General features: G+C 64.2%; 24 protein-coding genes and 1 pseudogene. 12 read left to right on the top strand and 13 right to left on the bottom strand.

From position 1 onward, the window contains the following. Positions 1-2 precede the first annotated feature (2 nt). Together ctaD and JCQ34_RS09770 are read left to right on the top strand one after the other, a co-directional pair. The gene (gene ctaD / locus JCQ34_RS09775; protein ID WP_142133792.1) at positions 3-1,730 is read left to right on the top strand and encodes an aa3-type cytochrome oxidase subunit I; all 1,728 of its coding nucleotides are present in this window, start codon (positions 3-5) and stop codon (positions 1,728-1,730) included. Continuing rightward, complete coding sequence (locus tag JCQ34_RS09770) at positions 1,727-2,128, top strand: cytochrome c oxidase subunit 4 (protein WP_142133793.1); 402 nt, start codon at positions 1,727-1,729, stop codon at positions 2,126-2,128. Before ctaD ends, JCQ34_RS09770 begins: the two co-directional genes overlap by 4 nt. A 75-nt stretch (positions 2,129-2,203) precedes the next feature. On the opposite strand, the gene JCQ34_RS09765 is transcribed toward JCQ34_RS09770, so the two are convergent. Next, positions 2,204-2,497: an HPr family phosphocarrier protein gene (locus JCQ34_RS09765; RefSeq protein ID WP_286397120.1), complete on the bottom strand. Its 294-nt coding sequence runs from the start codon at positions 2,495-2,497 to the stop codon at positions 2,204-2,206. Positions 2,498-2,662: 165 nt separating this feature from the next. Between JCQ34_RS09765 and JCQ34_RS09760 the strand changes: the two genes are divergently transcribed. Next, positions 2,663-3,433, top strand: a complete 771-nt coding sequence (locus JCQ34_RS09760; protein ID WP_286397117.1) for a GntR family transcriptional regulator — start codon at positions 2,663-2,665, stop codon at positions 3,431-3,433. 110 nt (positions 3,434-3,543) lie between these two features. On the opposite strand, the gene qcrB is transcribed toward JCQ34_RS09760, so the two are convergent. From qcrB to ctaE, 4 genes are all read right to left on the bottom strand, one after another. After that, positions 3,544-5,214 (bottom strand): cytochrome bc1 complex cytochrome b subunit, encoded by a 1,671-nt coding sequence (qcrB, locus tag JCQ34_RS09755; protein WP_142133796.1) that lies wholly within the window; start codon positions 5,212-5,214, stop codon positions 3,544-3,546. Beyond that, positions 5,192-6,262, bottom strand: coding sequence for a cytochrome bc1 complex Rieske iron-sulfur subunit (qcrA, locus tag JCQ34_RS09750; RefSeq protein WP_142133797.1), 1,071 nt, complete (start codon positions 6,260-6,262; stop codon positions 5,192-5,194). The genes qcrB and qcrA overlap by 23 nt, the downstream gene beginning before the upstream one ends. A gap of 98 nt (positions 6,263-6,360) precedes the next feature. Then, positions 6,361-7,149 carry a cytochrome bc1 complex diheme cytochrome c subunit gene (gene qcrC / locus JCQ34_RS09745; protein WP_286397110.1) on the bottom strand — a complete coding sequence of 263 codons (789 nt, stop codon included), beginning with the start codon at positions 7,147-7,149 and terminating at the stop codon, positions 6,361-6,363. A gap of 86 nt (positions 7,150-7,235) precedes the next feature. Then, positions 7,236-7,874 carry an aa3-type cytochrome oxidase subunit III gene (gene ctaE, locus JCQ34_RS09740; RefSeq protein ID WP_196803315.1) on the bottom strand — a complete coding sequence of 213 codons (639 nt, stop codon included), beginning with the start codon at positions 7,872-7,874 and terminating at the stop codon, positions 7,236-7,238. A 148-nt stretch (positions 7,875-8,022) separates the two neighbouring features. Here ctaE and trpD point away from each other — a divergent pair, with 148 nt between their 5' ends. After that, the gene (gene trpD / locus JCQ34_RS09735) at positions 8,023-9,078 is read left to right on the top strand and encodes an anthranilate phosphoribosyltransferase (RefSeq protein WP_286397107.1); all 1,056 of its coding nucleotides are present in this window, start codon (positions 8,023-8,025) and stop codon (positions 9,076-9,078) included. A gap of 24 nt (positions 9,079-9,102) precedes the next feature. On the opposite strand, the gene JCQ34_RS09730 is transcribed toward trpD, so the two are convergent. The 5 genes from JCQ34_RS09730 to JCQ34_RS09710 form a co-directional block, all read right to left on the bottom strand. Continuing rightward, entirely contained in the window at positions 9,103-9,384 is a 282-nt protein-coding gene (locus tag JCQ34_RS09730; RefSeq protein ID WP_043456257.1) for an Lrp/AsnC family transcriptional regulator, read from the bottom strand. 100 nt (positions 9,385-9,484) lie between these two features. Continuing rightward, a complete protein-coding gene (locus tag JCQ34_RS09725; protein ID WP_286397100.1) occupies positions 9,485-9,886 on the bottom strand; it encodes a DUF3054 domain-containing protein in 402 nt (133 codons plus the stop codon). A 53-nt stretch (positions 9,887-9,939) separates the two neighbouring features. Further along, complete coding sequence (locus tag JCQ34_RS09720; protein ID WP_286397099.1) at positions 9,940-10,533, bottom strand: hypothetical protein; 594 nt, start codon at positions 10,531-10,533, stop codon at positions 9,940-9,942. Positions 10,534-10,598: 65 nt separating this feature from the next. After that, positions 10,599-10,997, bottom strand: coding sequence for a hypothetical protein (locus JCQ34_RS09715; protein ID WP_286397096.1), 399 nt, complete (start codon positions 10,995-10,997; stop codon positions 10,599-10,601). Positions 10,998-11,671: 674 nt separating this feature from the next. Continuing rightward, the gene (locus JCQ34_RS09710) at positions 11,672-14,011 is read right to left on the bottom strand and encodes a bifunctional polysaccharide deacetylase/glycosyltransferase family 2 protein (RefSeq protein WP_286404243.1); all 2,340 of its coding nucleotides are present in this window, start codon (positions 14,009-14,011) and stop codon (positions 11,672-11,674) included. Positions 14,012-15,189: 1,178 nt separating this feature from the next. Here JCQ34_RS09710 and JCQ34_RS09705 point away from each other — a divergent pair. From JCQ34_RS09705 to JCQ34_RS09695, 3 genes and pseudogenes are all read left to right on the top strand, one after another. Beyond that, positions 15,190-16,412, top strand: a pseudogene (locus tag JCQ34_RS09705) (type III polyketide synthase). A gap of 16 nt (positions 16,413-16,428) precedes the next feature. After that, positions 16,429-17,124 carry a class I SAM-dependent methyltransferase gene (locus JCQ34_RS09700; protein WP_434738940.1) on the top strand — a complete coding sequence of 232 codons (696 nt, stop codon included), beginning with the start codon at positions 16,429-16,431 and terminating at the stop codon, positions 17,122-17,124. A gap of 2 nt (positions 17,125-17,126) precedes the next feature. Continuing rightward, positions 17,127-18,272, top strand: coding sequence for an FAD-dependent oxidoreductase (locus tag JCQ34_RS09695; protein ID WP_286404239.1), 1,146 nt, complete (start codon positions 17,127-17,129; stop codon positions 18,270-18,272). Between the two features lie 16 nt (positions 18,273-18,288). Here the strand turns inward: JCQ34_RS09695 and JCQ34_RS09690 are convergent, their stop codons facing one another. After that, positions 18,289-18,702, bottom strand: a complete 414-nt coding sequence (locus tag JCQ34_RS09690) for a nuclear transport factor 2 family protein (protein WP_286404238.1) — start codon at positions 18,700-18,702, stop codon at positions 18,289-18,291. Positions 18,703-18,755: 53 nt separating this feature from the next. Here JCQ34_RS09690 and JCQ34_RS09685 point away from each other — a divergent pair, with 53 nt between their 5' ends. The 5 genes from JCQ34_RS09685 to JCQ34_RS09665 all read left to right on the top strand — a co-directional run bounded on the left by JCQ34_RS09685 (position 18,756) and on the right by JCQ34_RS09665 (position 22,543). Beyond that, positions 18,756-19,436, top strand: coding sequence for a peptide deformylase (locus tag JCQ34_RS09685; RefSeq protein ID WP_286404237.1), 681 nt, complete (start codon positions 18,756-18,758; stop codon positions 19,434-19,436). A gap of 67 nt (positions 19,437-19,503) precedes the next feature. Beyond that, positions 19,504-20,385 (top strand): putative RNA methyltransferase, encoded by an 882-nt coding sequence (locus JCQ34_RS09680; protein ID WP_286404235.1) that lies wholly within the window; start codon positions 19,504-19,506, stop codon positions 20,383-20,385. A 129-nt stretch (positions 20,386-20,514) separates the two neighbouring features. Further along, positions 20,515-20,988, top strand: a complete 474-nt coding sequence (locus JCQ34_RS09675; protein ID WP_286404233.1) for an NfeD family protein — start codon at positions 20,515-20,517, stop codon at positions 20,986-20,988. A 22-nt stretch (positions 20,989-21,010) separates the two neighbouring features. Next, a complete protein-coding gene (locus JCQ34_RS09670; protein ID WP_286404232.1) occupies positions 21,011-21,955 on the top strand; it encodes an SPFH domain-containing protein in 945 nt (314 codons plus the stop codon). Positions 21,956-22,195: 240 nt separating this feature from the next. Then, positions 22,196-22,543: an RNA polymerase-binding protein RbpA gene (locus JCQ34_RS09665; RefSeq protein WP_026266052.1), complete on the top strand. Its 348-nt coding sequence runs from the start codon at positions 22,196-22,198 to the stop codon at positions 22,541-22,543. Between the two features lie 99 nt (positions 22,544-22,642). Here JCQ34_RS09665 and JCQ34_RS09660 read toward each other — a convergent pair whose 3' ends face one another. Next, positions 22,643-23,386, bottom strand: coding sequence for a polyprenol monophosphomannose synthase (locus tag JCQ34_RS09660; RefSeq protein ID WP_236798392.1), 744 nt, complete (start codon positions 23,384-23,386; stop codon positions 22,643-22,645). A 95-nt stretch (positions 23,387-23,481) separates the two neighbouring features. Then, the gene (locus JCQ34_RS09655; protein WP_286404227.1) at positions 23,482-25,131 is read right to left on the bottom strand and encodes an amidohydrolase; all 1,650 of its coding nucleotides are present in this window, start codon (positions 25,129-25,131) and stop codon (positions 23,482-23,484) included. Positions 25,132-25,165 lie beyond the last annotated feature (34 nt).

The following is a 25,165-nucleotide window of genomic DNA, read 5'->3' as shown; positions in this document are numbered from 1 at the left end:
ACGTGGCTACGTACACCCAGTCCGCACCTGCGGGAGTCCTGCCGGCTCCCGTGGTACCCAAATCCAAGGGGCGCATCGTCGTCAACTGGATCACCTCCACCGACCACAAGACCATCGGGTACATGTACCTGATCTCGTCCTTCGTGTTCTTCTGCCTCGGCGGAGTCATGGCGCTGCTGATCCGCGCCGAGCTGTTCGAGCCCGGCATGCAGATCCTGCAGACCAAAGAGCAGTACAACCAGCTGTTCACCATGCACGGCACAGTCATGCTGCTGATGTTCGCCACCCCGCTGTTCGCCGGATTCGCCAACGTCATCATGCCGCTGCAGATCGGCGCCCCTGACGTTGCCTTCCCGCGCCTGAACGCCTTGGCGTTCTGGTTCTTCCTGTTCGGCTCCACCATCGCCGTTTCCGGCTTCATCACCCCGCAGGGCGCTGCGTCCTTCGGCTGGTTCGCCTACGCGCCGCTGTCCAACACCACGTTCACCCCCGGCATCGGCGGTGACCTGTGGGTCTTCGGCCTGGCGCTGTCCGGCTTCGGCACCATCCTGGGCGCCGTCAACTTCATCACCACCATCATCTGCATGCGTGCCCCGGGCATGACCATGTGGCGGATGCCCATCTTCACGTGGAACACCCTGATCACCGCCATCCTGGTGCTCATGGCCTTCCCGCCGCTGGCCGCCGCACTGTTCGCCCTGGGCGCGGACCGCAAGTTCGGTGCGCACATCTTTGACCCCGAGAACGGTGGGGCTGTCCTGTGGCAGCACCTGTTCTGGTTCTTCGGCCACCCCGAGGTGTACATCATCGCGCTGCCGTTCTTCGGCATCGTCTCGGAGATCTTCCCGGTCTTCAGCCGCAAGCCGATCTTCGGCTACAAGGGCCTGGTCTACGCCACGATCGCCATTGCCGCCCTGTCGGTGACGGTGTGGGCCCACCACATGTACGTCACGGGCGCCGTCCTGCTCCCGTTCTTCTCGTTCATGACCATGCTCATCGCGGTGCCCACGGGCGTGAAGTTCTTCAACTGGATCGGCACCATGTGGCGCGGCTCCCTGACGTTCGAGACGCCCATGCTGTGGAGCATCGGCTTCATGATCACGTTCCTCTTCGGCGGCCTGACCGGCATCATCCTGGCGTCCCCGCCGCTGGACTTCCACGTCTCGGACTCCTACTTCGTGGTGGCGCACTTCCACTACGTGGTGTTCGGCACGGTGGTGTTCGCCATGTTCGCCGGGTTCTACTTCTGGTGGCCCAAGTGGACCGGCAAGATGCTCAACGAGCGCCTGGGCAAGATCCACTTCTGGCTCCTGTTCCTCGGCTTCCACGGCACCTTCCTGATCCAGCACTGGCTGGGCGTCGAGGGCATGCCCCGCCGCTACGCCGACTACCTCGTTGAGGACAACTTCACGTGGATGAACCAGTTCTCAACCATTGCATCGTTCGTCCTGGGTGCATCCCTGATCCCGTTCTTCTGGAACGTCTACATCACCTGGCGCAGTGCTGAAAAGGTCCAGGTTGATGATCCGTGGGGCTTCGGCGCTTCGCTGGAGTGGGCCACGTCCTGCCCGCCGCCGCGCCACAACTTCACGTCCCTGCCCCGGATCCGTTCGGAGCGTCCCGCCCTGGACCTGCACCACCCGGAACTCCGCCAGGTCCACACCGTTGAGTCGCCGGCTCCTGCAGCAGGGGTGCTCGGCAACGCCGACCAGAAGGACACCGCACAGTGAAAATTGAATCCTGGATCTTTGGCTCCGGAGTTTTCTTCTTCCTGCCCATCTCGATCATCTATGGCTTCCTGACCAGCTGGGGCGAGTGGGTCGGCATCCTGGGCATCCTCCTCGTCGGCGGCCTCGCCGGCATGATCGGCGCCTACCTCGGCTTTACCGGCCGCCGCGTAGGCCTGCGCCCTGAGGACCGCAGCGATGCTGAAATCCATGAGGGCGCCGGCGAACAGGGGCACTTCAGCCCCTGGAGCTGGTGGCCCCTGGTTCTGGGCATCGCCTGCGCCACCGGTTTCGCGGGCCTGGCACTTGGCCCCTGGATCATCGCGATCGCTGGCGGCATCGCCGTCGTGGCCCTCGTAGGCTGGGTCTACGAATACAGCCGCGGAGACCACGCGCACTAAACAAGCAACGGAATAACGACGTCGGGCCCCACCTTTCGGTGGGGCCCGACGTCGTTATCCATGTCCTAAAGCGCCTCAGGCGCTTCCCTGGGACTCCAACAGCGCCCGCAGCTCCCGGAGGGCTTCCTCGGCTTTCTGCCGGCTCAGATCGCTGCCCAGCATAGTCTCGCTGACCGCGAGTTCAACCTCGCAGCCCTGCGGAAAGTCAGCAGTCATCACCTGAAGCAGGGACCGCGCGTCCACCTCGCCGGCGCCCGCCTTGCTGATAGTGACCGGCAGCCCAGTGTCGGTCACCGCACGGACGAATACCGCGGCGGAACGTGCATGCAGGCCCACAGGCGCAGCCACCACGGCCTTCTGTATTGGCAAAGCGACTCCTACGTCAAACGACGGCCCCATCCGTCTGTCGGTAAAATTTCCTGACCAAATATATCCGGCGCCCGGCGCGGTGCGCGACCGGGAGAGCAAAGTGGTACAGCAGGTGGTCTAGCCCGTCCTAAAATTGACTGCAAACCCAACGGCAGGAGATAGAACATGGCAGCTGGCGCCACGGCGATAGCGGGGGAGATTGACCGCACCAACGGAACCGCCATCTACATTCAACTTCGCGAGATCCTGCGGACCTATATCGCGCAGTCCTGCCCGCCGGGCTCGGCACTTCCATCCGAACGCGACCTTGCCGAACGCTTTGGACTGGCGCGGATGACCGTACGGCAGGCCATTGACGCCCTGGTGGGGGAGGAGGTCATCGAGCGTGTGGTCGGCCTGGGCACATTCGTCCGCCGGCCGAAACTGGACCTGCAGGTGAAGCTCACGTCCTATAGCGAAGAGATGCAGCGGCGCGGCATGGTTCCGGCGGCCAAGGTGCTGAGTTTCGAGCAGATTGGCGCCAGCGCCTTCCTTGCACGCGAGCTGCAGCTTGATGAAGGCACTCCGCTGGTCCGGTTCCGCCGGCTCCTCCTGGCTGACGGGGAGCCCATGAGCGTGGACGAGAACTTCATCCCGGCGCACCGGGTCCCCGGCCTGCTCGACGGCGAGCCGCCGACCTCGCTGTATAACGTCCTCAGCGAGCAGTTTGGCCTGGTCATGGAGTGGGGGGAGGACATGATCGAGGCCACGGCAGCGTCGCCCTCCACGGCCAGGCTGCTGAACGTTGAGGTGGGGGCGCCCCTGTTGAAGATCCAGCGCCATGCGTTCGTGGCACGGGCCATGGTGGACTACTCGGTCTCGTACTACCGGGCGGACCGCTACAAGCTCTGGGTGCCTCTCCAGCGCCCCGGGGCACGGAGGGCGCGCAACCACTAGGTACGCCCGGATTTGGCGCTGGTGAATCCGGCTGGCGCCACTGCAGCGGCGTGTTAAACACGAAAGGCCCGATCCATAATGGATCGGGCCTTTCCTGTGTGCGTCAGGAGCTAGTGTGTCAGGCTCTTGCTTCCCTCTGCGGCTTCAACAGCTTCGTGGCCGTGGCCATGGGCCGCCTCCAGCTCAGCAGGCGTTGCAGGGGCAACGCGGTCTTCGAAGAACCAGCGAGAGAGGAACGCGCGGCGCTTTTCCTTGCTGGTGACTACGCCGTGTTCGTTGGGAATGGCCGGAATAACCTGGGGCGACTCGAAACCAACCAGCTTGTAGCGCTTGTACTCATCCAGCGGGGCGTGGACCTCGATGAACTCACCGTGCGGGAGCCGAACGATGCGGCCCGTCTCCCGGCCGTGGAGGGCGATCTCGCGGTCCTTGCGCTGCAGTGCGAGTGCGACGCGCTTGGCGACGATGAAGCCGATGATGGGGCCGATGAAGAACAGTGCGCGGAGCCAGTAGGTGACATCGTTCAGCGACACGTGGAAGTGGGTGGCGATGAGGTCGGAACCTGCAGCCGCCCACATGACGCAGTACCAGATGAAACCTGCTACGCCGATGGCCGTCCGGGTCGGGGCGTTGCGCGGACGGTCCAGTACGTGGTGTTCACGGTCGTCCTTGGTGATCCACCGTTCGATCCACGGGTAGGTGAACATCACCGTAAACAGGATGCCGGCCGGCACCAGGGCGGGCAGGAGAACGTTGAATGTGAACACGTGGCCGAACCAGACCTGTTCGACGTGCCAGCCGTACGGGTTACCCGGCATCAGGCGGAGGGCGCCGTCAACGAAGCCGATGTACCAGTCAGGCTGGGTACCTGCCGACACCGGTGAGGGGTCGTAGGGGCCGTAGTTCCAGATCGGGTTGATGGTGAAGAACGCCGCCATCAGGGCAATCACACCGAAGACGATGAAGAAGAATCCACCGGCCTTGGCTGCGTACACAGGGCCGAGCGGGTAGCCGACAACGTTGTTGTCGTTGCGGCCCGGGCCGGGATACTGCGTGTGCTTGTGGACGACGACCATGAACAGGTGCAGGACGATCATCAGCAGGATCAGCGCCGGCACCAGCAGGATGTGCAGCATGTACAGGCGGCTGATGATGGCCGTTCCCGGGAACTCCCCGCCGAACAGGAAGAACGAGATGTAGGTTCCGATAACCGGGATCGACTTAATAACACCGTCGATGATTCGCAGGCCGTTACCGGACAGCAGGTCATCGGGGAGGGAGTAGCCAGTGAATCCAGCCGCCATGGCCAGGATCAGCAGGACACTGCCCACAACCCAGTTCATTTCACGCGGGCGCCGGAATGCGCCGGTGAAGAAGACCCTGAGCATGTGGACCGCGATGGACGCCACGAACAGCAGGGCGGCCCAGTGGTGAACCTGGCGCATGAAGAGGCCGCCGCGGATGTCGAAGGAGATGTTCAGCGACGAGCTGTACGCCACCGACATTTCCACTCCCTTGAGGGGAACGTAGCCGCCGTCATAGTGCGTTTCCGCCATGGACGGATCGAAAAAGAACGTCAGGAAGGTGCCCGACAGCAACAGGATGACGAAGGAGTACAGGGCCACTTCGCCGAACATGAATGACCAGTGGTCGGGGAAGACCTTACGGCCGAATTCGCGGAGGATTCCGGAGCCGCCGACACGCGAATCAACAAAGTCGGTAAACCGGCCTGTCTTGGTTTTGGCGACGAAAGCGGGTTCAGCTGTTGATGTTGCGCTCATGCTCATCACGCTCCCAGTAACTTGGTCCTACGGGTTCATGGAAGTCGCTGGTAGCGACGAGGTACCCCTCGTCATCAACTGCGATGGGCAGCTGGGGGAGAGGACGGCTGGCGGGGCCGAAGATCACCTTGCACTCCTGCGTGAGGTCAAAGGTGGACTGGTGGCACGGGCACAGCAGGTGGTGCGTCTGCTGCTCGTACAGAGCAACAGGGCAACCAACGTGGGTGCAGATCTTTGAGTAGGCAACGATGCCGTTGTAACCCCAGTTTTCGCGGCCCTTGGAAGGGTTCAGGGAAGCAGGATCGAGGCGCATGAGGAGCACAACGGCTTTTGCCTTCTCGTTGAGCTTGCCCTCCTGCAACTCGTTCAGACCCTCAGGGATCACGTGGAAAGCGGAACCGATGGTAACGTCCGCGGCTTTGATGGGAGTTCCATCGGGGTCGCGGGTGAGGCGCTTCAGCTTTCCGTCCTGGGGTGCCCACATGGTGTGAGCGAGCTTGTCGTCAGGCCGGGGTCCCAGGTCACCAAAGATGGCGACAGCGGGAAGCGGAGCCAGCGCAACGGCACCCAGGAGGGTGTTGCGGATCAGCGGACGGCGCTTGATGCCGGTCTCTTCCACGATGTCGTCAACGATGCGGACCGCAGCCTGGCGGTCTTCCTCGTAACGGATTGCGTGGCGTTCCTCGGAGACCTCGTGATCGGGCATAAGGGCCTTGGCCCAGTGCACGATGCCGGTACCGATACCCAGCATGGCGAAGGCAGTGCCTACACCGAGCAGGGCATTCTGGAGCCGGATAGTGGCAATGCTGGAATCGTTGCCCAGATCGATGGCGAAGTACGCCACCAGGAAGATCAGGGTTCCAACAACAGAAATGCCAAACAGTAAGGCGACCTGCCGTTCTGCCCGCTTTGCGGCCTTCGGGTCCGTGTCAGCCAGGCGCAAACGATGCGGGGGAATTCCAGGATCCTGGAACCTCTCCACCTCATTCTGACCAGCCGTAGCTACGGTGCCCGAGTGGTTCGGACTGCCGTCACTATGGTTGCCCATAATTCGCCTCATCCTTCTCTCGTCCCGGCTGTTGCCGGGTTAGTTTCTAATATCAAGCTGCTGACTGGGCAGCAGAAGTTTGTTCTTCCTGCGGAAGGTCAGGACGTCCTGGAGGTCAGCCAAATGGTGAAGGCGATGATGACGCCGAGGCCGGCAACCCAGACGAACAGGCCTTCGGCGACCGGGCCGAGGGAGCCCAGGTTCGCACCGCCCGGCGAACCGGTGGTCTCGATCTGCTTCAGGAAGGTGATGATGTCCTTCTTGCCTTCAGGCGTGATGTTGGCGTCGTTGAACACCGGCATGTTCTGCGGGCCCGTGGCCATGGCCTCGTAGATGTGCTTGCCGCTGACATCCGCCAGGGCGGGAGCAAACTTACCCTGGGTCAGGGCACCGCCCGCGGCGGCAGCGTTGTGGCACATGGCGCAGTTGGTACGGAAGAGCTCGCCACCGGCGGCTGCATCGCCGCCACCGTTTGTCAGGTCCTCCGAAGGAATTGCCGGGCCGGCTCCCAGGGAAGCAACATAGGCTGAAAGCTGGTGGATCTGCTGGTCGTTGAACTGGACCGGCTTCTTCATGGCCTGGGGGCCGTTCATCTGCATGGGCATGCGGCCGGTACCGACCTGGAAGTCAACAGCTGCGGCACCGACACCCACCAGCGAGGGGCCGTCCTTGGATCCACTGGCACCCATGCCGTGGCAGGTGGCGCAGTTGGCGGCGAAGAGCTTGCCGCCTTCCTCCGCGTCGCTTGCGCTTGCGGTGGTGGTGCTCGCCTTGGCCTCGTTCATCGAGGTCGCTACGGCGTACAGCCCACCCGTAATCAGGAGCCCCATCAGGAGCAGCGCGATCGCTGCAAGTGGGTGACGCCGCTTTTGGGAGAGTGCCTTCACGTGGTGGTTCCTTTATTCGATCCTGCGCCGGCTCCGGGAGCCGCTACCTGAAATTCTGCCTCTTGTAGAAAAAGAATCAAAGCTGGCTACTTGAGTACGTAGATGACCAGGAAGAGGCCGATCCACACGACGTCCACGAAGTGCCAGTAGTAAGAGGTGACGATTGCGGACGTTGCTTCGAAATGTCCGAACTTCTTCGCAGCGAAGGACCGGCCCATGATGAGCAGGAAGGCAATCAGGCCGCCGATGACGTGGAGGCCGTGGAAGCCGGTGGTCATGTAGAACGCTGAGCCGTAGGCGTTGGAGGAGAGCGAGACGTGCTCGGAGACCAGCATGGCGTATTCGGTGGTCTGGCCGGCGACGAAGAACGCGCCCATGAGGAACGTCAGGGTGAACCATTCGTTCATTCCCCAGCGGGCGAACTGCAGCGCACCTCCGGCACGCCGGGGCTGCAGCCGCTCTGCGGCGAAGACGCCCATCTGGCAAGTAAAGGAACTGGCCACGAGGACGATCGTGTTGACGAGCGCAAAGGGGAAGTTGAGCTTGGCTGTCTCTTCCGCCCACATCTGACCACTCGTGGAGCGCAGTGTGAAGTACATGGCGAAGAGACCGGCGAAGAACATCAACTCGCTGGACAGCCACACAACGGTTCCGACAGAAACCATATTGGGGCGGTTCAGCGTGGGGTGCGCCGGGGTACTGGGGGCATGGGTCGCAGATGTCACATAGACATTATGTCTGTAAAAGTCCGTGCTGCCCAACGCAAACCGCCTTTTCGGAGCACTTTTTCTACAAACGCGCGAAATTGCCGGGAAAAGTTCCCGGCACCGTTCACATTGGTCAGCGCCTGCCATCGCTCGATAGCATCAGCAGGTGACTTCACTGGCATCCGCAGCGTCCGACAACACCTGGCCCCGCCTGATCTCCGCACTGATCAAGGGGTCCGACCTCTCGGCGGAGAACACCTCCTGGGCCATGGACACCATCATGTCCGGCGAGGCCACGCCTGCCCAGATTGCCGGATTCCTGGTGGCCCTGAGCGCCAAGGGTGAGACGGTGGATGAGCTTTCCGGCCTGGTCGAAGCGATGCTTTCCCACGCCAACCCGGTGGAAATTTCCGGCGAAAAGCTCGACATCGTCGGGACCGGTGGTGACCAACTTAACACCGTCAACATCTCCACCATGGCCGCCCTCGTCGCTGCCGGCGCCGGTGCGAAGGTGGTGAAGCATGGCAACCGGGCCGCGTCGTCGTCGTCCGGGTCTGCTGACGTGCTTGAAGCGCTCGGCGTCCGTCTTGACCTGTCCATTGCCCGGGTGGCCCGGAACGCGGAAGAGGCTGGAATCACGTTCTGTTTTGCTCAGGTGTTCCACCCCTCCTTCCGCCATACCGCCGTACCCCGCCGCGAGCTGGCGATACCAACGGCATTCAACTTCCTGGGGCCGCTGACAAACCCGGCCAACGTGCAGGCTTCGGCTGTCGGCGTCGCCAACGAGCGGATGGCACCCCTCGTGGCGGGCGTCCTGGCCCGGAGGGGGAGCAGGGGCTTGGTTTTCCGTGGGAATGACGGGCTGGATGAACTGACCACCACCGGCCCTTCCACGGTCTGGGAGATCCGGAATGGCGCCGTGACCGAACTCCGTTTCTCGCCGGAGGACCTCGGCATCAGCCTGGCTACCGTGGAACAGCTCCGGGGCGGCGACGCAGCTGCCAACGCGGGAGTCGTGCGTGACGTGCTTGCGGGCAAGGAGGGTCCTGCCAGGGACGCGGTCCTGGTCAATGCCGCGGCCGGCCTGGTTGCGTTCGACCTGGCCGCGGAGGGCCCATTCCTGGGCCGGATGCAGAAGGCATTTGCCCGTGCAGCACAGTCAATTGATTCCGGTGCCGCCGCCGCCGTGCTGGACCGCTGGGTGTCCCTGTCCCGCGCTTAGTCCGGCAAGGGCCGCGGTCAGGGCCTACTGCTCGAAGCCCAAGGAAAAGGCCGCGTCCAGGTCGTGCTGGGAGTAGGCACGGAACGCGATATGGGTGGTGGTGTGGACCACGGCGGGAACCTTTGAGAGCCGGTCGGCGATGACGTCCGCCAGATCCTCGTGCCGGTGTACGCGCGCGACGGCGATCAGGTCCCATTCCCCGGTAACCGAGTAGACCTCGCTGATGCCTTCGATGGCGGAGATCTCCTCCGCCGTCTCGGGAATGCGGGCGGCGTCAGTCTTGATCAGAACAAATGCGGTAACCACGTTTGCACCCCTTCAATCAGTTCCGCCGCAGCAGGGCCCGGCAGGTTTCTTCTCTGCTGCCAGCCTATTACACGGCCGGCGTTTCCCCGGCTGCCGCCGCTTATCTGCCGCGCAGCTTTGCAGCCGCGGTGATCAGCAGGCGGTGTCCCACCAGGAAGACGGCAAGGGCCAGCGTGGCCACGATGACGAAGGGAATCACCACCGTCTGCGCTGTCAGGGCCCTCAGGATCATTCCTCCCACCAGGCTGCCCAGCCAAACTGGAACGCCCGCCCGCAGGACGGATAAGGGGCTCCGCCACACCCTGGCGATTACCCATCCCGCGGCTGCGCCGGCGAGGAAGGGCCACGCGGTGAGGAGGACCCCCAGGACGGGCTGCTCGCGGTGGTGCGCGTCCCGGCCTATCGCGGCGAACGCGAGAATCAACACGATGTCAGCTGCTGCCGCCGCCAGGACTACTTTTGCGGAAGCTGTCTTTGCCGGCTTCGTTTTCAACGAACTCATGGATTCGAGCTTAGCCGCCCCTCCTGGGAGTATTCCCGCCCCCGTAGCGGAGGTCACTTGGCAGCGGCTTTCTGTCCATAGCCCGTGTCGCAGGTGCCGTCGTGGATGACGCCGTGGCCGGAAGCCACCTGGTAGTTGTCCTTCGGGTTGAAGATGGCCGTACTGACCCCCGTGGCCTTTCGCGCACAGTTGCGCACAAAGGACTGGGCCTCACCCTTGCCGCCGATCCACATGTCGATCCAGAGCGTCGCTTCCCCGTATTTTTCGGCACCTGTGTGGCAGGGGCCTTCCTCCGGTTTGGGTCCGTCGCCACACGTGTCCTCCACGATGAAGTAGCGGCGGACGTCCGGCAGGTAAATCCGGGTGCCGGAAGGAATGTCCAGGACATCCTGGCCGGTCTTCCGGGAATGCCCGACGGCGATGGTCACCGGATCGGCGTACGTCCCGGTTCCCCCGGCTGCTTTGTGCAGCACAGGATGGCTGATCACCGTGGACCCGGGAGGTGTGTTGTCGAACCAGGTGTAGGCGGTGACGAAGACGTCCGTCCTGATTGACTCATCCCCGCCATGGGAAGGGTTGTCCGTGCAGGCGTTGGCCGCGAGCGCAATGCAGCAGGCAGTTGCCGCGGCCAGTGGAAGCCTTCCCACCCGCCCGTTGCCTTTACCCCTTGAAACCTGGTTTCCAGAGTTGTTCCCCGTCCGCGGCATCATAATCAACTGCTGCCCGTGAAGCCATTGCTGAGGATCCTGGCGAAGTCGCCGGCGTCCTGGTCGATGCCGCTGCAGGAGCTGGACGGCCGCTGCTCGTCCTCCACCCCTGCATTACAGGTCGCGTCCCTGGTGAGGGACCAAAAGGAAATGCGGCCCAGGTTCCGGTCGCGGGCGAAGCTGGTCATTCCGGCGGCATCCTGCAGTGTGAACACATTGGCCTCGGTATCGTTCTCTCCAATAGTGGGAGTGAGCCCGATGTTCCTCCACATCTTCCCGCCTTCCTTGGGCATGCCGGCCGTGGAGTACAACTGCTCCAGGTCCCGATAGGTAGCCTCCGCGGCAAGCTCCGAGGCCGAGAGGATGCTTTCGCCGTTCCGGAGCTGACCGAAATTCATTGTCATGATGTTGACCCCTGCCAAATCAACTCCGGCGGTAAGCATTGCCTCCACGCTGTTCTTTCCGGCGCTGTCTAGTCCGTCCCTTGTGACAGGCAACGTGAGCCAGACCCGAAGGGGACGTCCCGGTGGCCTTCCCGCCTGGAGCTTGGCGAAAGCCTGTGCCCTGAGCCTGGCCGCTCCGGACCCGGCCGCCTGTCCCTCCACGTCCAAATCCACAACGTCCAGTGCGTACCGGGCGATAACACTTTGATAGGCATCTGCAAGAGCACCGATGTCCTGGCACCCAGCGGCCAATTCCTGCCCGGCCTGACCACCGAAGGAGACGGCGATGTCGTTGCCTTCGGCACGGAAATTCCGGATTTTGGCGTCGAGCTGCAACTTTGTCCCGGCCTCCTCCAAGCCCAGGGTTCCACCCCAGGACGGAGTGCACGGCCTTCCCGGGTCCGCAGTGATAAAAGAAAGAACAGTCGTGGTCCTTCCCTCAGCGGCATTCCGCAGTTCGGGACCTTGGGGGAGTGTGACGTCGAGGTATCCTCCGAACCATCCAGGGTTGGGCTTTTCCGGGGCAATTCCGCTGCCGGGCCCTGTACCGTCCGTCGGTCCACCGCTGCAGCCGGCGAAGGCCAAGGTGGCGCAAAGAAGGACCGGGGTCCAGAAACCGGCGTCTCGGAAGTTTTTCATCCGCTTCCCCAGGCGGAGGTCTGAGGCAGAGGCCGGCGGTCTGCCGGGGCGGACGGCAGCGCTGCGCTGTTGCTCCGCTGGGGCTTGTACCAGCCAACGGCGGATCCCCTCAGTGCACGGATGGCTGAGCCGAAGATGACGTAGGCACGCAGGGGTTCGTAGATGATCCGGTAGAAGGGCACGATGAACAGATGCAGTGGACTTTCGTGGACCATCAGGACGGCCACTACGGAGACGACCATATGCGTCGCGGTCACGAAGGCGGCGAACAGGGCGATGGCCTGCCATTCACCCCGTGCGAGGCTTAGGACCGCCACGGCAACAGCCAGGGGCATGAAGACCAGCGGGACCAGGACCGAGATCAACGCGTAGGGCATGGTCAGCATGCCCAGTGCGCCGAACTTGGGGTTGAACAACATGGAGCGGTGCTTGTAGAGCGTCTGGATGTTGCCGTAAGTCCATCTCAGGCGCTGCTTGAACAAGCCCCTGAGCGTGAGCGGAGCCTCGGTCCAAGCCACTGCTTCGTTCTCCTGGACGATGCTGTAGCCCAGTTTCTGCAGGGAGAGCGTGAGATCAGCGTCTTCTGCGAGGGTTGTGGCCGGGTAACCTCCTGCTTTGACCAATGCCTCCTTGCGCCATCCCGCGCAGGCGCCCGGGACAATGGAGATGGCTCCCAGGAGACCCTCTGCCATTCGGGTAACGCAGATGCCCGACAGGTATTCCAGGCTTTGCCAGCAGGCGACGAGGTTTCGCCGGTTTCCCACCTTCACGTGCCCGGCGACTGCGCCTACTTCCTTTTCCCCCGGAGGAACCATGAAATGACGGGTCAGCATCCTGATGGTTTGGGGTTCGAACAGGGTGTCACCGTCCAGGGTCACGATGACTTGCCCATCCGACTCGGAAATGCCGTAATTGCTTGCCGCGGGCTTGCCGCTGTTGGGCTGGCTGAAAACGCGCAGCTGCGGCCAGCTGTGGGCGTAATCGGTCAGGACGGCGAGTGTGCCATCCGTGGACCCGTCATTGACCGCAACCACTTCGAAGCGCGGATAATCGCTGGCCCTGAGGGCGTCGAGTGTTTTGGTGACCACGGGCTCCTCGTTGAAGACCGGCAGGATCACGCTGACGAACGGCCAGTCCTTGGCGTGGGGAAGGTTCCACTTCCGTCTCTTCTGCCGCGCATTGCTGACGAGGGCAAGGACAACGAACAGGAAGGTGAGGATGGTCAGAGAGCCGACCCCGAACCAGAACAGCCAGTTCATCACCACGTTGGGAGTAACCAGATATGCGGTGAGGGCTCCAAGCGTCAGGTTGTCCTGAAGGCCTGCAGTGACGCTGCGCTGGGGGACGAATCCGGCCGGCAGCATGGGCTCCAGGGTGGTGAACCGATAGCCCTGGGCTTTTGCTTCAGGGATGAATTTTTTCAGCATCTCGATGGTCGCCGTCCTGTCCCCACCACCGTCGTGCACCAGCATGACGTGGCCCAGGCCGTCCAGGTCCGGGGGAGGGACCGGGGTACCCGGCGTGTACTCCCAGTCCCTGGTATCCAGGTCCATATTCACGTGAAGGTAGCCCAGCTGCTGTGCCTGGAGCAGGGCAAGGGTGTTGTTTTCCGGATTACCCGTTGGAATCCGGAACAGCCGTGAGGCGTAGTTGTCCGCGGCCCGCAGCACCCGGTCCTCTCCGATGATTTCCTGCCTGTTGTAGGCATCATCGTGTGCCCAAAAGTCGATGTGGCTCATGGTGTGGTTCCCTACCATGTGGCCTTCGCGGACCATCCGGCGGAAGATATCCGGGTTTTCCACGACGTTTTCACCTACCGCGAAAAAGGTGGCAGGGACTCCTTCGCGTGACAGAAGGTCCAGGATTTGGGGCGTAAAGCGCGGGTCGGGCCCGTCATCGAAGGTCAGCATCAGGGTATGGTCCGGCGGGAGGCCGTACGCCTCCACCACGTACGGTTTGTCACCTATGGCGGCGGCTTCCTCCGCTGTTGCCTCCCGCCAGACCTGGTTGCTGAAGGGGTCCTTCAGCAAATCGATGCCGTCCCGTCTTTCCACCAGGTCTATCCGGTGGAAAATTTCGTTGCCCTGCTCGTATCCGACGCGGGGAATGTCCTTCACGTCCTCCTCCGCAAGCAGCTGGCGGGGATAATCGGGGGACTGGTTCAACGGGCCCTGCTGCAGGGGCGCGGTAGCGGCGGGCAGCACCGCGCCGAGCACCAGGATGGTGGTCAGCCCCGCTGCCAGCAGGACGTTTAAAAGGCGCGGCCAGCGGGTTCCGCTGGCGTCGAAGAACACAGGTGGCTGGACGGCTGGTAAGTGGGGGGAGAGGTTTGTCATCGGAGCCCCCTGCCTGGAACCTGCAAAGCGTCGTCGATTGCGCCCGAAAGGGGCTGGTCGACTGCTCCTCGAGCTGCTGCAAGGATCCGGTGGTCTGCGCCTGCCGTTGGGCAGGCCAAACCGGCTTTGACCAGCGACAACAGCCGAATGGACCGTCGTCCTGGCATTGAGGATAGGTTTGGCGTTCCGGCGCAAACACGCGTAAGGGGTACCTGAATGATTTATTAGGTGTTACCTACCTACGGCAGGGGCGGCACCCCCTGGTCCCCGGCCGGAAAGGCCTGGGGGAGTCAAGACAGGCCCTGCCGCGCCGTTGTCTGCTGCGGCGCACACCGGCGCACAAGCCAGCTCGCCTCCCAACGGAGGTGGTATCCGCCGTCTCCGTCCCATTCAACGAGCACGTCGGTTACGGTGTAGGCGACGGCAGTTGCCGCGAGGGACCGGACCCTGACGGGCGCGGGGCGCAGAAGGATGATGGGCCTTCCTGGTGCCTGTTGCAGCGCATCCTCGCGCATCCGGGAACGGCATCCTGGGCAGGTGCCGGCGGAATGGGTGCATGCCTGCGGGCGGAGGAGTTCCTGCATGGGACGTCCTTGGGAATGAAAGGAGTACCGGGGCGCCGTCGCCGTCTGCATGAACAAGAAAAAGGTCCGGGGACCTCTTCACCGCGCCCGCGGCTGGCCCGGCCGGCCTGCCGCCATGTCCAAAAGGTTAGGACGCCCGGCTGCAGCGCGCATGGGTGGGAGCTACCCAACTTCCATGCCGGACTCCCCGTTTCTGCCCGCGTAGGGGATTGGGGTGCAGTAGGGTCACAGCAGGAATCAAGGTCAGCCCAGCCCTACTGGAGACATAGTGAACAAAGCCTTGTGGATTTGCAGCCTGGTTGGCGCCGCCTTGGGGATAAGCCTGGGGCTGGCCTTATTTCAGTCGCCGTTCTGGGGCTTTGCACTGGGGCTCGGACTCGGAGCCGTGGTGGGCGCCTCGATACAACGGCGTCACTGACCAGCCCGGCACAGCCTCATCAGCATTACTTGACATAATGTAGATTATCGGCGCTTTGGTAAGGGATCCGGACGGGGTTCCACAGCAAGCAACACTGGCCGTAATTCCAGCAATGAAAGCGCTGGTCAGGACGCAGAGCCATTGTCTTTATCAGGGCACCCGTCAAGAATGAATCAATGACGGTCTACGTGCGTTCACTTGAAACTGCAGTTCCGACGACAAAGCTGATCCAGTCCGAAGCCCGCGATGTGTTTGCGGCCCAGCCAGGCTTGTCCCGTTTGGGTTCGCGGTTGGTCAACACCTGCTTTGACGGTGCAGCCATCGAGACGAGGTTCACCGCCGTCGAGGAACTGACCACCACGGGCCGCTCCGAAAACCCCCAGTTCTATGACCAGGAAACCGGCCTGCTGCTGAACCCCAGCACCAAGGTCCGCAACGACATTTTCGCCCGCGAAGCCACAAAACTGTTCGTGGAGGCTTCCCGCGCTGCCCTGGAAGCCGCCCCTGAAATCGATTTACTTGACATAACTCACCTCGTCACCGTTTCCTGCACCGGCTTCTTCAACCCGGGACCCGACTATAAGGTTGTCCGCGAACTTGGCCTCAGCCCTGCTGTCCAGCGCTACCACCTGGGTTTCATGGGCTGTTACGCGGCTTTCCCCGCGCTCCGCGCCGCAAAGCTGTTCTGTGAGGCGGATCCCAACGCCGTCGTCCTGGTTGTCTGCGCTGAACTGTGCTCCCTGCACGTGCGCACCTCCAACAACCCGGACCCATCATGGGCTCCGCCCTGTTCGCTGATGGTGCGGCAGCCGCCGTCGTCACGGCCCGGCCAGGCGCCGAGGACACCGCACTGCTGAAGCTGGACCACTTCGAGACTGTCCTGACGCCGGTCGGCGAGGACTCCATGGCCTGGAACATCGGCGACAACGGCTTCGAGATGGTGCTTGGCAACTACGTGCCGCACATCATTGACGACCACATCGTGGATGCGCTGCAACCGCTTCTGGCCAGGGAACCGGAGCTGGCGGCACTCCCCTACACCGCCATCCCCCACTGGGCCATCCACCCCGGCGGACGCAGCATCCTGGATAAGGTGCAGTCCCGGCTCGGCCTCAGCCACACGCAACTGGTGCCCGCCCGGGAGACCCTGCGAAATTTCGGAAACATGAGCAGCGCCACCGTGCTCTTCGTCCTCAAACACATCCTGGAACAGCCCCTCCAGCAAGGGGATGAACGGATCTGTTCCATGGCCTTTGGCCCGGGCCTGACCGTGGAAACGGGCCTGTTCACAAAGCTGCGGCAGCTGACCGGCGGGTCGGCAAACCCTGCCCGGATGGACGCTGCCGGGGAAGAAGCCCTGCTCCAGGACAACCGGGCAACCGAGGCCACGCTTGCCTGACCGGGCCTCCACAACAATGGACATCCTGCTTAGCCGGCGCGCCGCCGGCGACGTTGAGCAAATGGATCACCCCGACTGTGACCCCCGGCTCCTGGACAACACCTACCGGCAGTTCGGCATCATCAACCGCGTCCTGTCCGGCTGGCGCCGGCTGTACACCAGGGAGTTGCGCAACCTGAAACGGCCGGACCGGGGGCCGCTGACCGTCCTGGACATCGGCTGCGGTGGCGGAGACCTGGCGGTCATGCTGGCCCGCTGGGCCGCCCGGGACGGTATGACAGTGCAAATCACCGGCATCGACCCCGATCCCCGCGCGGCCGGCTTTGCCAGGCGTCGGCCGCCCGTACCGGGCGTTGAGTTCCGCCAGGCCCACAGTGGAGAACTCGTCCGGGAGGGTGCGGCGTTCGACGTCGTGATTTCCAACCACATGCTGCACCACCTGGGATCCGAAGAGCTGCGGCAACTGTTGGCGGACTCGGAAATCCTGGCATCCAGGAAGGCGCTGCACAACGACCTTGTTCGAAGCCCCACCGCTTTTGCCCTCTTCAGCGTTGCCGCACTCCCCTTCCGCCACTCCTTCATCCGCCAGGACGGCCTCACCTCCATCCGCCGGAGCTACCGGCCCGCCGAATTGGCTGCCGCCGCTCCGCCGGGCTGGTCGGTGGAGCGGTCATCGGCATTTCACCAGGTCCTGACCTACCGCAGGGGCTGACCGTGGACGCAGAGGTTCTAATCGCAGGCGGAGGTCCTGTGGGCCTGTACCTGGCTGCGGCGCTGCTGCAGGAAGGGGTCTCGGTCAAGGTTTTTGAGCAGCGGCAAACGCGGAACCGGCACACCCGTGCCATCGGCATCCACCCTCCGGCCCTGCAAGCACTTGCCGTGATTGGGGTGGCTGGATCCATGGTGCAGGAGGGCATCCGCATCAGCACCGGCTTGGCGGTCAGCGGCGGGAAGACCGTGGGGACCATGGAGTTCGGCGCCGTATCAAAGGATTTCCCCTTTGTGCTGGCGCTCCCGCAGTTCCGTACGGAGCAGCTTCTCGAAGATCGGGTCACTGCCCTGGATCCCGGCGCGATCATCAGGGGTGCCAACGTCACCACGGTGAGGGACGACGGCGGCAACGTCACTGTGGAGGTCGAGTCCGGCTCAGGTGCCACGCACCGCAGCGCCACAGCAGCTCTGCTCGTGGTGGCTGACGGTGCCAGGTCCCGGCTGCGTGGAGCGTTGCAGGTGCCGGTGTACAGCACGACCTACCCGGATCACTACCTCATGGGGGATTTCGACGACGGTACGCACTACGGACACAAAGCGGTCCTATTCCTGGAACCCGAAGGAATTGTTGAATCCTTCCCGTTGCCCGGCGGCGTGCGCCGCTGGGTGGTCCGGCTGGGACAACCCGCGGGACCGGCGGCAGGTCCACAGGAGCTGGCGGAACTGGTCCGCTGCCGGACCGGTTTCCTTCCTGATGCGGCCTCGAATTCCATGCTGAGCGCCTTCAGTGTGCGGTCCACCATTGCGCGCCGCACCGTCATGGGACGGTCGGTGCTGCTGGGAGATGCAGCGCATGAGATCAGCCCGATTGGAGGCCAGGGTATGAACCTGGGCTGGCTGGATGCCAAGGAACTGTTGCCGGTGGTCTGCGCGGCCCTGGCTGGCAAGCCGACCGGCAGGGAGTTCAGGGAGTTCGAAAAGAGCCGGCAGAAGGCCGCAGTGCTGGCCCGCCGGCAGGCGGAAGTAAACATGATGCTGGGCAGGCCGCTGCCGTCACGGCTCCTGGGAATTCGCACCGCCGCCATTGGCGCCGCGGCCGCAATACCGGCCGTGAACCGGTGGGCTGCCAGGCGCTTCACCATGCACTAGCCCGGGGGCGGGCAGGTTACCGGAAATAGCAGTCGTAGCTGTCCTGGCTCACGATCACGCCGCCGTTCACCTCAAAGACCGAGGCCGTCCTGGCTCGGATGGTCTCGCCGCGGTCCCAGTACCGGAGGTCCATCAGTACCGTGGCGGACCAGTCGGCCTCCACCACCACCCGGCCGCCTTCACAGGTGGTGCGCCGTACGATGAACTGCTGGTCCTTCACCACCTGGCGGCTTTGGTCCGCGCCGGCAAGGACCCCCGCCAGTGTCCGGGTGGCGCCCTCAGGAGCCAACAGATGCGGTGCCTCGGTCAGCACGAACGAATCCGACAGGAACGGCCGGATCTCCGCCGACCCGCCACCCGCCTCGAGGACCCGGATGAAGTCCAGGACATGCTCCAGCGGGGATGTCGGGGGAACGGAAGTGTCAGCCATGGAGTAGACCCTAGCCGAAGGTTCCCCCGCGGCCCGGCCAGTAGGCTGTCCCCATGACCCAGACCGTTCCCCAAACAACTGCCGGTGCCAACGAGATCCGTGAGGCCGTGGAGCGGATCCTGGCCGCCGCGTCCCTTCCACCCATCGTCCAGGCGGGCCATCCGGCGCTGCGCCAGCGTGCCGCCGAGTTCGACGGCCAGTTGTCCGCGGAGCAGTTGCACCTGTTGATCGGGATCATGCGCCAGGTCATGCATGAGGCCCCCGGCGTGGGCCTGGCCGCCCCGCAACTGGGCATTCCCCTTCAGCTTGCTGTCCTGGAGGACCAGTTCAACGTTGACCCGGAAGCTGCAACCCTAAGGAACCGCAGCCCGCTGGAGTTCCTGGCCATCCTGAACCCGCGGTACACGCCCCTGGGGCCGGAACTCGCGTCCTTTTATGAGGGGTGCCTTTCCCTGAACGGGCTCCAGGCTGTGGTGGCCCGCCCGGAGTCGGTGCTCCTGGAGTATCTGACGCCCGACGGCGAGGCGGAGCGACGCGGGTTTGCCGGGTGGCAGGCGCGCATTGTGCAGCATGAGACGGACCATCTCCACGGCATCCTGTACCTGGACCGGGCCCAGCTCCGGTCCCTGAGCAGCAACGCGGAGTATGCGGCGCACTGGGCGGAGGCCGGCATCGGCAAGGCGCGGGAAGGTTTGGGGTTCGACGCCGGCCCGGCCGGCATTTCCGTCGACTGATCCCAGCTGCCACCCGGGCAAGTCGGCGGGCAGGGATTCCGGTCCCGGCAGCCCTAAGATTGTTCCCATGCCTTCTGCGGATGTCCCCCTCCTCTGTCCTGTCTGCTCAGATCCGCTGGAGCATCGGGAAGCGGAGGGTGCCCGCCAACCGAGCCTGGTCTGCCGCAACGGACACAGCTTCGACGCCGCCCGCCAGGGTTACTTCAACCTCCTTGTGGGCAAGGGCTCACCCTTCGAGCCGGACAGTGCGGCCATGGTGGCGTCACGTTTCAACTTCCTGGGGGACGGCCACTACCGGCCGATGGCGCAGGCGCTGGCTGCCGCCGTCGTGCCCAACCTGCCGGCGGAAGGTGCAGTGGTGCTGGACTCCGGGACGGGCACCGGGCACTATCTGCGCGAGATCCTCGACGCCGCGGCTGCCGCCGGGCGCCAGTCGTCCGCCATCGGCCTGGACATCTCCAAATTCGCCCTCCGGCGCGCCGCGCGTCTCAATCCCGAAGCGGTCAACCTGGTGTGGGATACCTGGCAGCCCCTTCCGGTGGAAAGCAATTCAGTGGACGCCGTCACCGTGGTCTTTGCCCCGCGGAACCCCGCCGAGTTCGCCCGCGTCCTGCGCCCCACCGGCGCGCTGGTGGTGGTGGCGCCGCGCAGCGGACACCTCGCGGAGCTCGCCGAGGTGACCGGGATGCTGGGGATCGAAGAAGGCAAGGACGAACGCCTGGCCGCGGCGATGGCCGGCCACTTCGAGGCGGAAAGCACCCTCGACGTCGACATCGCGCTGGAGCTCAGCCGCGCCGCCGCCGCGGACCTGGCGTTCATGGGACCCGCGGGCCACCACCTGGACCGGGACCGGATCGCCGCCCGGCTCGAAGACACCCCTGAGCCGGTGGCGGCACAGGCGAAGTTCAGGCTCTTTGTCTTCCGGCCCACCACCCAGGATGCCCCGTAACGACTTGGCCACTATCCCCCGGCAGCATCCATGATCCGGCCCACACACCAGGACCGCAGACTAGGATGAAAAGACAGTTACTGGCGGGTCCGTGGATGCGGCTCCCCCGTGACGAAGGGGGAAACAGGGATGTTCGAATGGCTTGGGGAAAACTGGTGGGCCGTGTGGCTCACGGCCTTCCTGGCGTTTGCCGTGATCGAAATGATCACGCTTGACCTGTTTTTCATTATGCTCGGCGGCGGTTCACTCGCTGCACTGGTCGCCGACTTCGCCGGCGCCGATCCCTGGCTGCAGGTGGTCATCTTCTGCATCGTGTCCCTGCTCATGGTTGCCTTTGTCCGCCCGGTGGCGCTCTCGCACCTGAAAAAGGGCCCTTCCGAACAGCGGACCAATGTGGACCGGCTTATTGGCGAACCGGCCGTGGTCATGGAAGCAGTCACCTCAGACGGCGGCCTGGTGAAAATCGGCGGCGACATTTGGAGCGCCCGCTCCGCCGCGGGAGTCCTTCCCGCGGGCCAGAAAGTGGTCGTAGCGGCCATCGACGGCGCAACAGCAGTGGTTTCGGTGCCGCCGACGGCGGCTGCCGGACCAGATACAACCTGACAATTGGGGAACAAGGAGTTGTATGAATAACGCAGGCGGAACCGCACTGGCCATCGTGCTGGTGGTCCTGATCGTCTTTGTCATCATAGTTTTGGTCCGGGCCGTCCGGATCATTCCGCAGGCACGTGCCGGCGTCGTTGAACGGCTCGGCAAGTACCAGCGGACGCTGAACCCGGGCCTGACGATCCTGATTCCATTCGTGGACCGGCTCCTGCCGCTCCTGGACCTGCGCGAACAGGTGGTGTCCTTCCCGCCGCAGCCGGTCATTACCGAAGACAACCTGGTGGTTTCCATCGATACGGTGGTGTACTTCCAGGTAACGGACCCCCGCGCGGCCACCTACGAGATCGCCAATTACATCCAGGCCGTGGAACAGCTCACCACCACTACGCTGCGCAACGTGGTGGGCGGACTCAACCTGGAGGAAGCCCTCACGTCCCGCGACCAGATCAACGGGCAGCTGCGCGGCGTCCTGGACGAGGCAACCGGCCGCTGGGGCATCCGTGTCTCACGAGTGGAACTGAAGGCCATCGACCCGCCGCACTCCATCCAGGATTCCATGGAGAAGCAGATGCGCGCGGAGCGTGACCGCCGCGCCGCCATCCTCACCGCAGAGGGAACCAAGCAATCCGCCATCCTGACGGCAGAAGGCCAGCGACAGGCTGCGATCCTCAAGGCCGAAGGCGAGGCCAAAGCCGCCATTCTTCGCGCAGACGGCGAGTCGCAGGCGATCCAGAAGGTCTTCGATGCAATCCACAAAGGAAACCCGGACCAGAAACTGCTGGCCTACCAGTACCTCCAGACGCTGCCCAAGCTGGCCGAGGGGTCGGCCAACAAACTCTGGATCATCCCGAGCGAGGTTGGGGAAGCCCTGAAGGGCATCGGCAGCGCCATTGGTGGCACCAATGCCGAAGCCGCCGTCTCCGGGCTCTTCGAGCAGACGCCGGCCGAGCGCAGCCAACCTTAGCAGCGCAGGAAACAGGGAGGGTTCCGCGGGAAACCGCGGAACCCTCCCTGTTTGGCTTTGATGGAATAACACCCGTATAATCGGGTATTTGTCCGGCAGGAGAATACCGGCTGGAACAACCAAGCTTCGCAATGCGTTGAATCCAATGATGCAGCACAGTGCACACAGTAGTCCGGCGGGGCCACGGCGCCACCGGCTAGCGCGGAGATCTGATCCGCGAACCGACCAGAGGGAGAAAACATGAGCGATCGCAGCCTGCGGGGCATGCGCCTTGGTGCGCAGAGCATGGAGACCGAGTCCGGAGTTGAGCCGGCTCCGCGCCAGCGGGTTGAATACCGTTGCGCGGATGGCGAGCAGGTCTTCGTCACGTTCTCCTCCGAGGCGGAAATTCCTCCGGTGTGGGTCTCCAAGACCGGCAAGGAGGCGCTCCTGGTTGACGGCGAAAAGCCGGACACCAGCAACGACAAGGCAGTGCGCACCCACTGGGACATGCTGCTGGAACGCCGTTCCCTGCCTGAACTCGAACAGATCCTCGAGGACCGGCTGACCATCCTCCGCGAACGCCGCGGAGAGCGCCGCTCGGCCTAGGCAGGCCAGCCGCAAAAAAAGGGGGCGGCCCCGCACTTCGGTGCGGGGCCGCCCCCTTTTCGCCTTCCGAACCCTGCCAGGTTTCGGCCTAACGGAGAATCATGCCTGCTTGTTCTTCAGCTTGCCGGCCAGGGTGTTCCACCGGGCGGCCAGACCCCACCTGGTGACGTTGATCATGGCTTCGACGACAATGTTGCCGCTCATCTTCGACGCTCCCAGCTCACGCTCAACGAAGGTGATGGGCCGTTCCTCAATGCGCAGGCCCAGCTTGGCAACACGCCACGCCAGGTCCACCTGGAAGCCGTACCCCACCGAGTCCACTTGGTCCAGGTTGAGCTTCTCCAGGGTGGTCCTGCGGAACGCGCGGAAGCCGCCCGTCACGTCCTTGATGGGCAGGCCCAGCATCAGCCGGGCGTAGGTGCTTCCCACCCGCGAGATCGCCTGGCGGTACAGGGGCCAGTTGACCACGCTGCCGCCGGGAACCCAGCGCGAGCCCATGGCCAGGTCGGCGCCCTGGTCCACCGCTTCAATCAGTTGGGGAAGCTGTTCGGGCTGGTGGGAACCGTCTGCGTCCATTTCGACCAGGACGTCGTAGCCGGCCTCCAGACCCCACTTGAAACCTGCAATGTAGGCCGCGCCCAGGCCTTCCTTGCCCTTGCGGTGCAGGACATGGACCTGGGAATCCTCGGCAGCGAAGCCGTCGGCAAGTTGCCCGGTGCCGTCAGGGCTGTTGTCATCAACCACCAGCACGTCCGACGCCGGAACGGCCTTCCGAAGGCGCTGGAGCGTCTTGGGCAGCGATTCCAGTTCGTTGTAGGTGGGAATGATCGTAAGGACGCGCACAAAGGGCCTTTCCTGGTGGAAGTGGTCGGTGCACCTGTAGCCGGGCTTGCCGGCGCCGGGCGCAACTCCCCATTATAGGGCGGACAGTTCCCGGGTCAGGAACGCAGTGCCGGGTTGGCGAACAGTTCGGTGCCGTTTTTGACGGTTTGGAGGCATACCGGGTCGGAGCCGGTGTCCAGGGCGGGAAGCAGGGGGGTCCTCGCCCGCGGATCGGTGCTCCAGGACTGTACCCGCCCATCCGCCACCTGGACCATCAGTTCCTCCACCTCCCAGACGGCAAAACTGGCGGGCGCCCCGGGAACCAGCTGGCCCGCCATGGGGTTTGCGTGACGGGCGGCCCTCCAGCCGGCGCGGGTGTGGCCCAGGAACGCTGCGCGTGCGGAAATCCGTTCTGCCGCGTTGTGATGTTCCACGCAGGCGCGCACGCTGGCCCACGGACGGAGGGGGGTGACGGGACTGTCACTGCCAAAGCAAACAGGAACACCCGCCGAGTAGAAGGCGGCGAACGGATTCATGGACCGGCTGCGCTCCCCCAGCCTCTGCTCGTAAAGTCCGCCTGCTCCGCCCCAGGCTGCATCGAAGGCCGGCTGGGCGCTGACCGTCACGGAGTGGTGGGCCAGCTTGGCCACAGCAGCCGCATCAGCCATCTCCACATGCTCGAATCGGTGGCCGGCGGCACGCACCCGCTGCTCCCCTACCTCCTTGGCCGCCAGGTCCAGCGCTTCCAGCGCGGCATCAAGCCCGGCATCACCGATCACGTGGAACCCACCCTGGATCCCGGCGAGGGAACACGCGGCAAGGTGTGCCGCCGCCTGGTCCACGCTGAGGTAGAGCGCACCGCGCTCCTGGGCTGCATCGCTGTAGTCGGCCCGCAGCGCGGCAGTGCGGGAACCCAGCGAACCATCAATGTTGAGGTCGCCGGCCAGGCCGCGGATGCCTCCATCGAACTGTCCAACGAGGGCTCGGGCCTGTTCCTCGGTCGAAACCAGTTCCCCCCAGTACGGCAGCACTTCCGGGAACTGCGCGCCGCCTTCCACACCACCGTTCCAGGCGGCAGCAAGCTTCAGATCATCGACGCCGCCGATATGCGGCGCCCCCATCTCGGCCACGGCGACGTAACCGTTGGCCGCTGCCTCCGCCAGGGCACGCTCCTGGTGCCGCTTCAGTGACTCCCGCGGCAGCTGCCGCGTTGCCAGCCGGGCTGCGTCGTGGGCCGCCCGCGTTACCCGGGGTCCGCCGTCGTACCCGTCCTTGCCGCGCAGGCCCGCGGACTGTGCCAGCGACGGTGAGACCAGTGCCGAATGCACGTCCACCCGCGAGAGGTAGACCGGACGACCGCCCGCTGCCCGCTCCAGTTCTTCGGCGCTGGGCAGGGTGGAGTCCGCCCAGGTGGTCTCGTCCCAGCCGTGGCCGAGCACGGGCCCGGTACCCCAGGCCCCGGCAACTGCGTCCAGCAGGGCGCGGGCGGAGGTCACGGCCCCCAGCTGCAGTGACTCCAGTGCGATCCCGGTTTCGGTCAGGTGCATGTGCGAATCGACGAACCCGGGGGCCACCAGCGCGCCGCGAAGATCAATGACCTCCATGGAACTGTCGGCAATGGACGATGCCGCCTGCTCCGACCCGACCCAGGCAACGGTGTCGCCGTCCACCAGCATGGCCGTGGCGAACGGATCTGCCGCGGTGTAGACGGACCCATTCCGGTACAGCACCGGGGCAGGACGGGACGTGGCTTCTGGGCTCGGCATGGTGGGAATGACTCCTGGGGGTTTGGGCAGCCCG

It is taken from the genome of Pseudarthrobacter defluvii, assembly GCF_030323865.1.
Classification (GTDB): Bacteria; Actinomycetota; Actinomycetes; order Actinomycetales; family Micrococcaceae; genus Arthrobacter; species Arthrobacter sedimenti.
This window is presented reverse-complemented; position numbering and strand designations above follow the sequence as displayed.

Coding starts and splice junctions, on each gene's coding strand:
- JCQ34_RS09760 (WP_286397117.1), top strand. CDS start 2,663: ATGGCAGCTGGCGCCACGGCGATAGCGGGGGAGATTGACCGCACCAAC.
- qcrB (WP_142133796.1), bottom strand. CDS start 5,214: ATGAGCGCAACATCAACAGCTGAACCCGCTTTCGTCGCCAAAACCAAG.
- qcrA (WP_142133797.1), bottom strand. CDS start 6,262: ATGGGCAACCATAGTGACGGCAGTCCGAACCACTCGGGCACCGTAGCT.
- JCQ34_RS09725 (WP_286397100.1), bottom strand. CDS start 9,886: ATGAGTTCGTTGAAAACGAAGCCGGCAAAGACAGCTTCCGCAAAAGTA.
- JCQ34_RS09715 (WP_286397096.1), bottom strand. CDS start 10,997: ATGACAATGAATTTCGGTCAGCTCCGGAACGGCGAAAGCATCCTCTCG.
- JCQ34_RS09710 (WP_286404243.1), bottom strand. CDS start 14,011: ATGACAAACCTCTCCCCCCACTTACCAGCCGTCCAGCCACCTGTGTTC.
- JCQ34_RS09700 (WP_434738940.1), top strand. CDS start 16,429: ATGGACATCCTGCTTAGCCGGCGCGCCGCCGGCGACGTTGAGCAAATG.
- JCQ34_RS09690 (WP_286404238.1), bottom strand. CDS start 18,702: ATGGCTGACACTTCCGTTCCCCCGACATCCCCGCTGGAGCATGTCCTG.
- JCQ34_RS09685 (WP_286404237.1), top strand. CDS start 18,756: ATGACCCAGACCGTTCCCCAAACAACTGCCGGTGCCAACGAGATCCGT.
- JCQ34_RS09680 (WP_286404235.1), top strand. CDS start 19,504: ATGCCTTCTGCGGATGTCCCCCTCCTCTGTCCTGTCTGCTCAGATCCG.
- JCQ34_RS09675 (WP_286404233.1), top strand. CDS start 20,515: ATGTTCGAATGGCTTGGGGAAAACTGGTGGGCCGTGTGGCTCACGGCC.
- JCQ34_RS09670 (WP_286404232.1), top strand. CDS start 21,011: ATGAATAACGCAGGCGGAACCGCACTGGCCATCGTGCTGGTGGTCCTG.
- JCQ34_RS09665 (WP_026266052.1), top strand. CDS start 22,196: ATGAGCGATCGCAGCCTGCGGGGCATGCGCCTTGGTGCGCAGAGCATG.
- JCQ34_RS09655 (WP_286404227.1), bottom strand. CDS start 25,131: ATGCCGAGCCCAGAAGCCACGTCCCGTCCTGCCCCGGTGCTGTACCGG.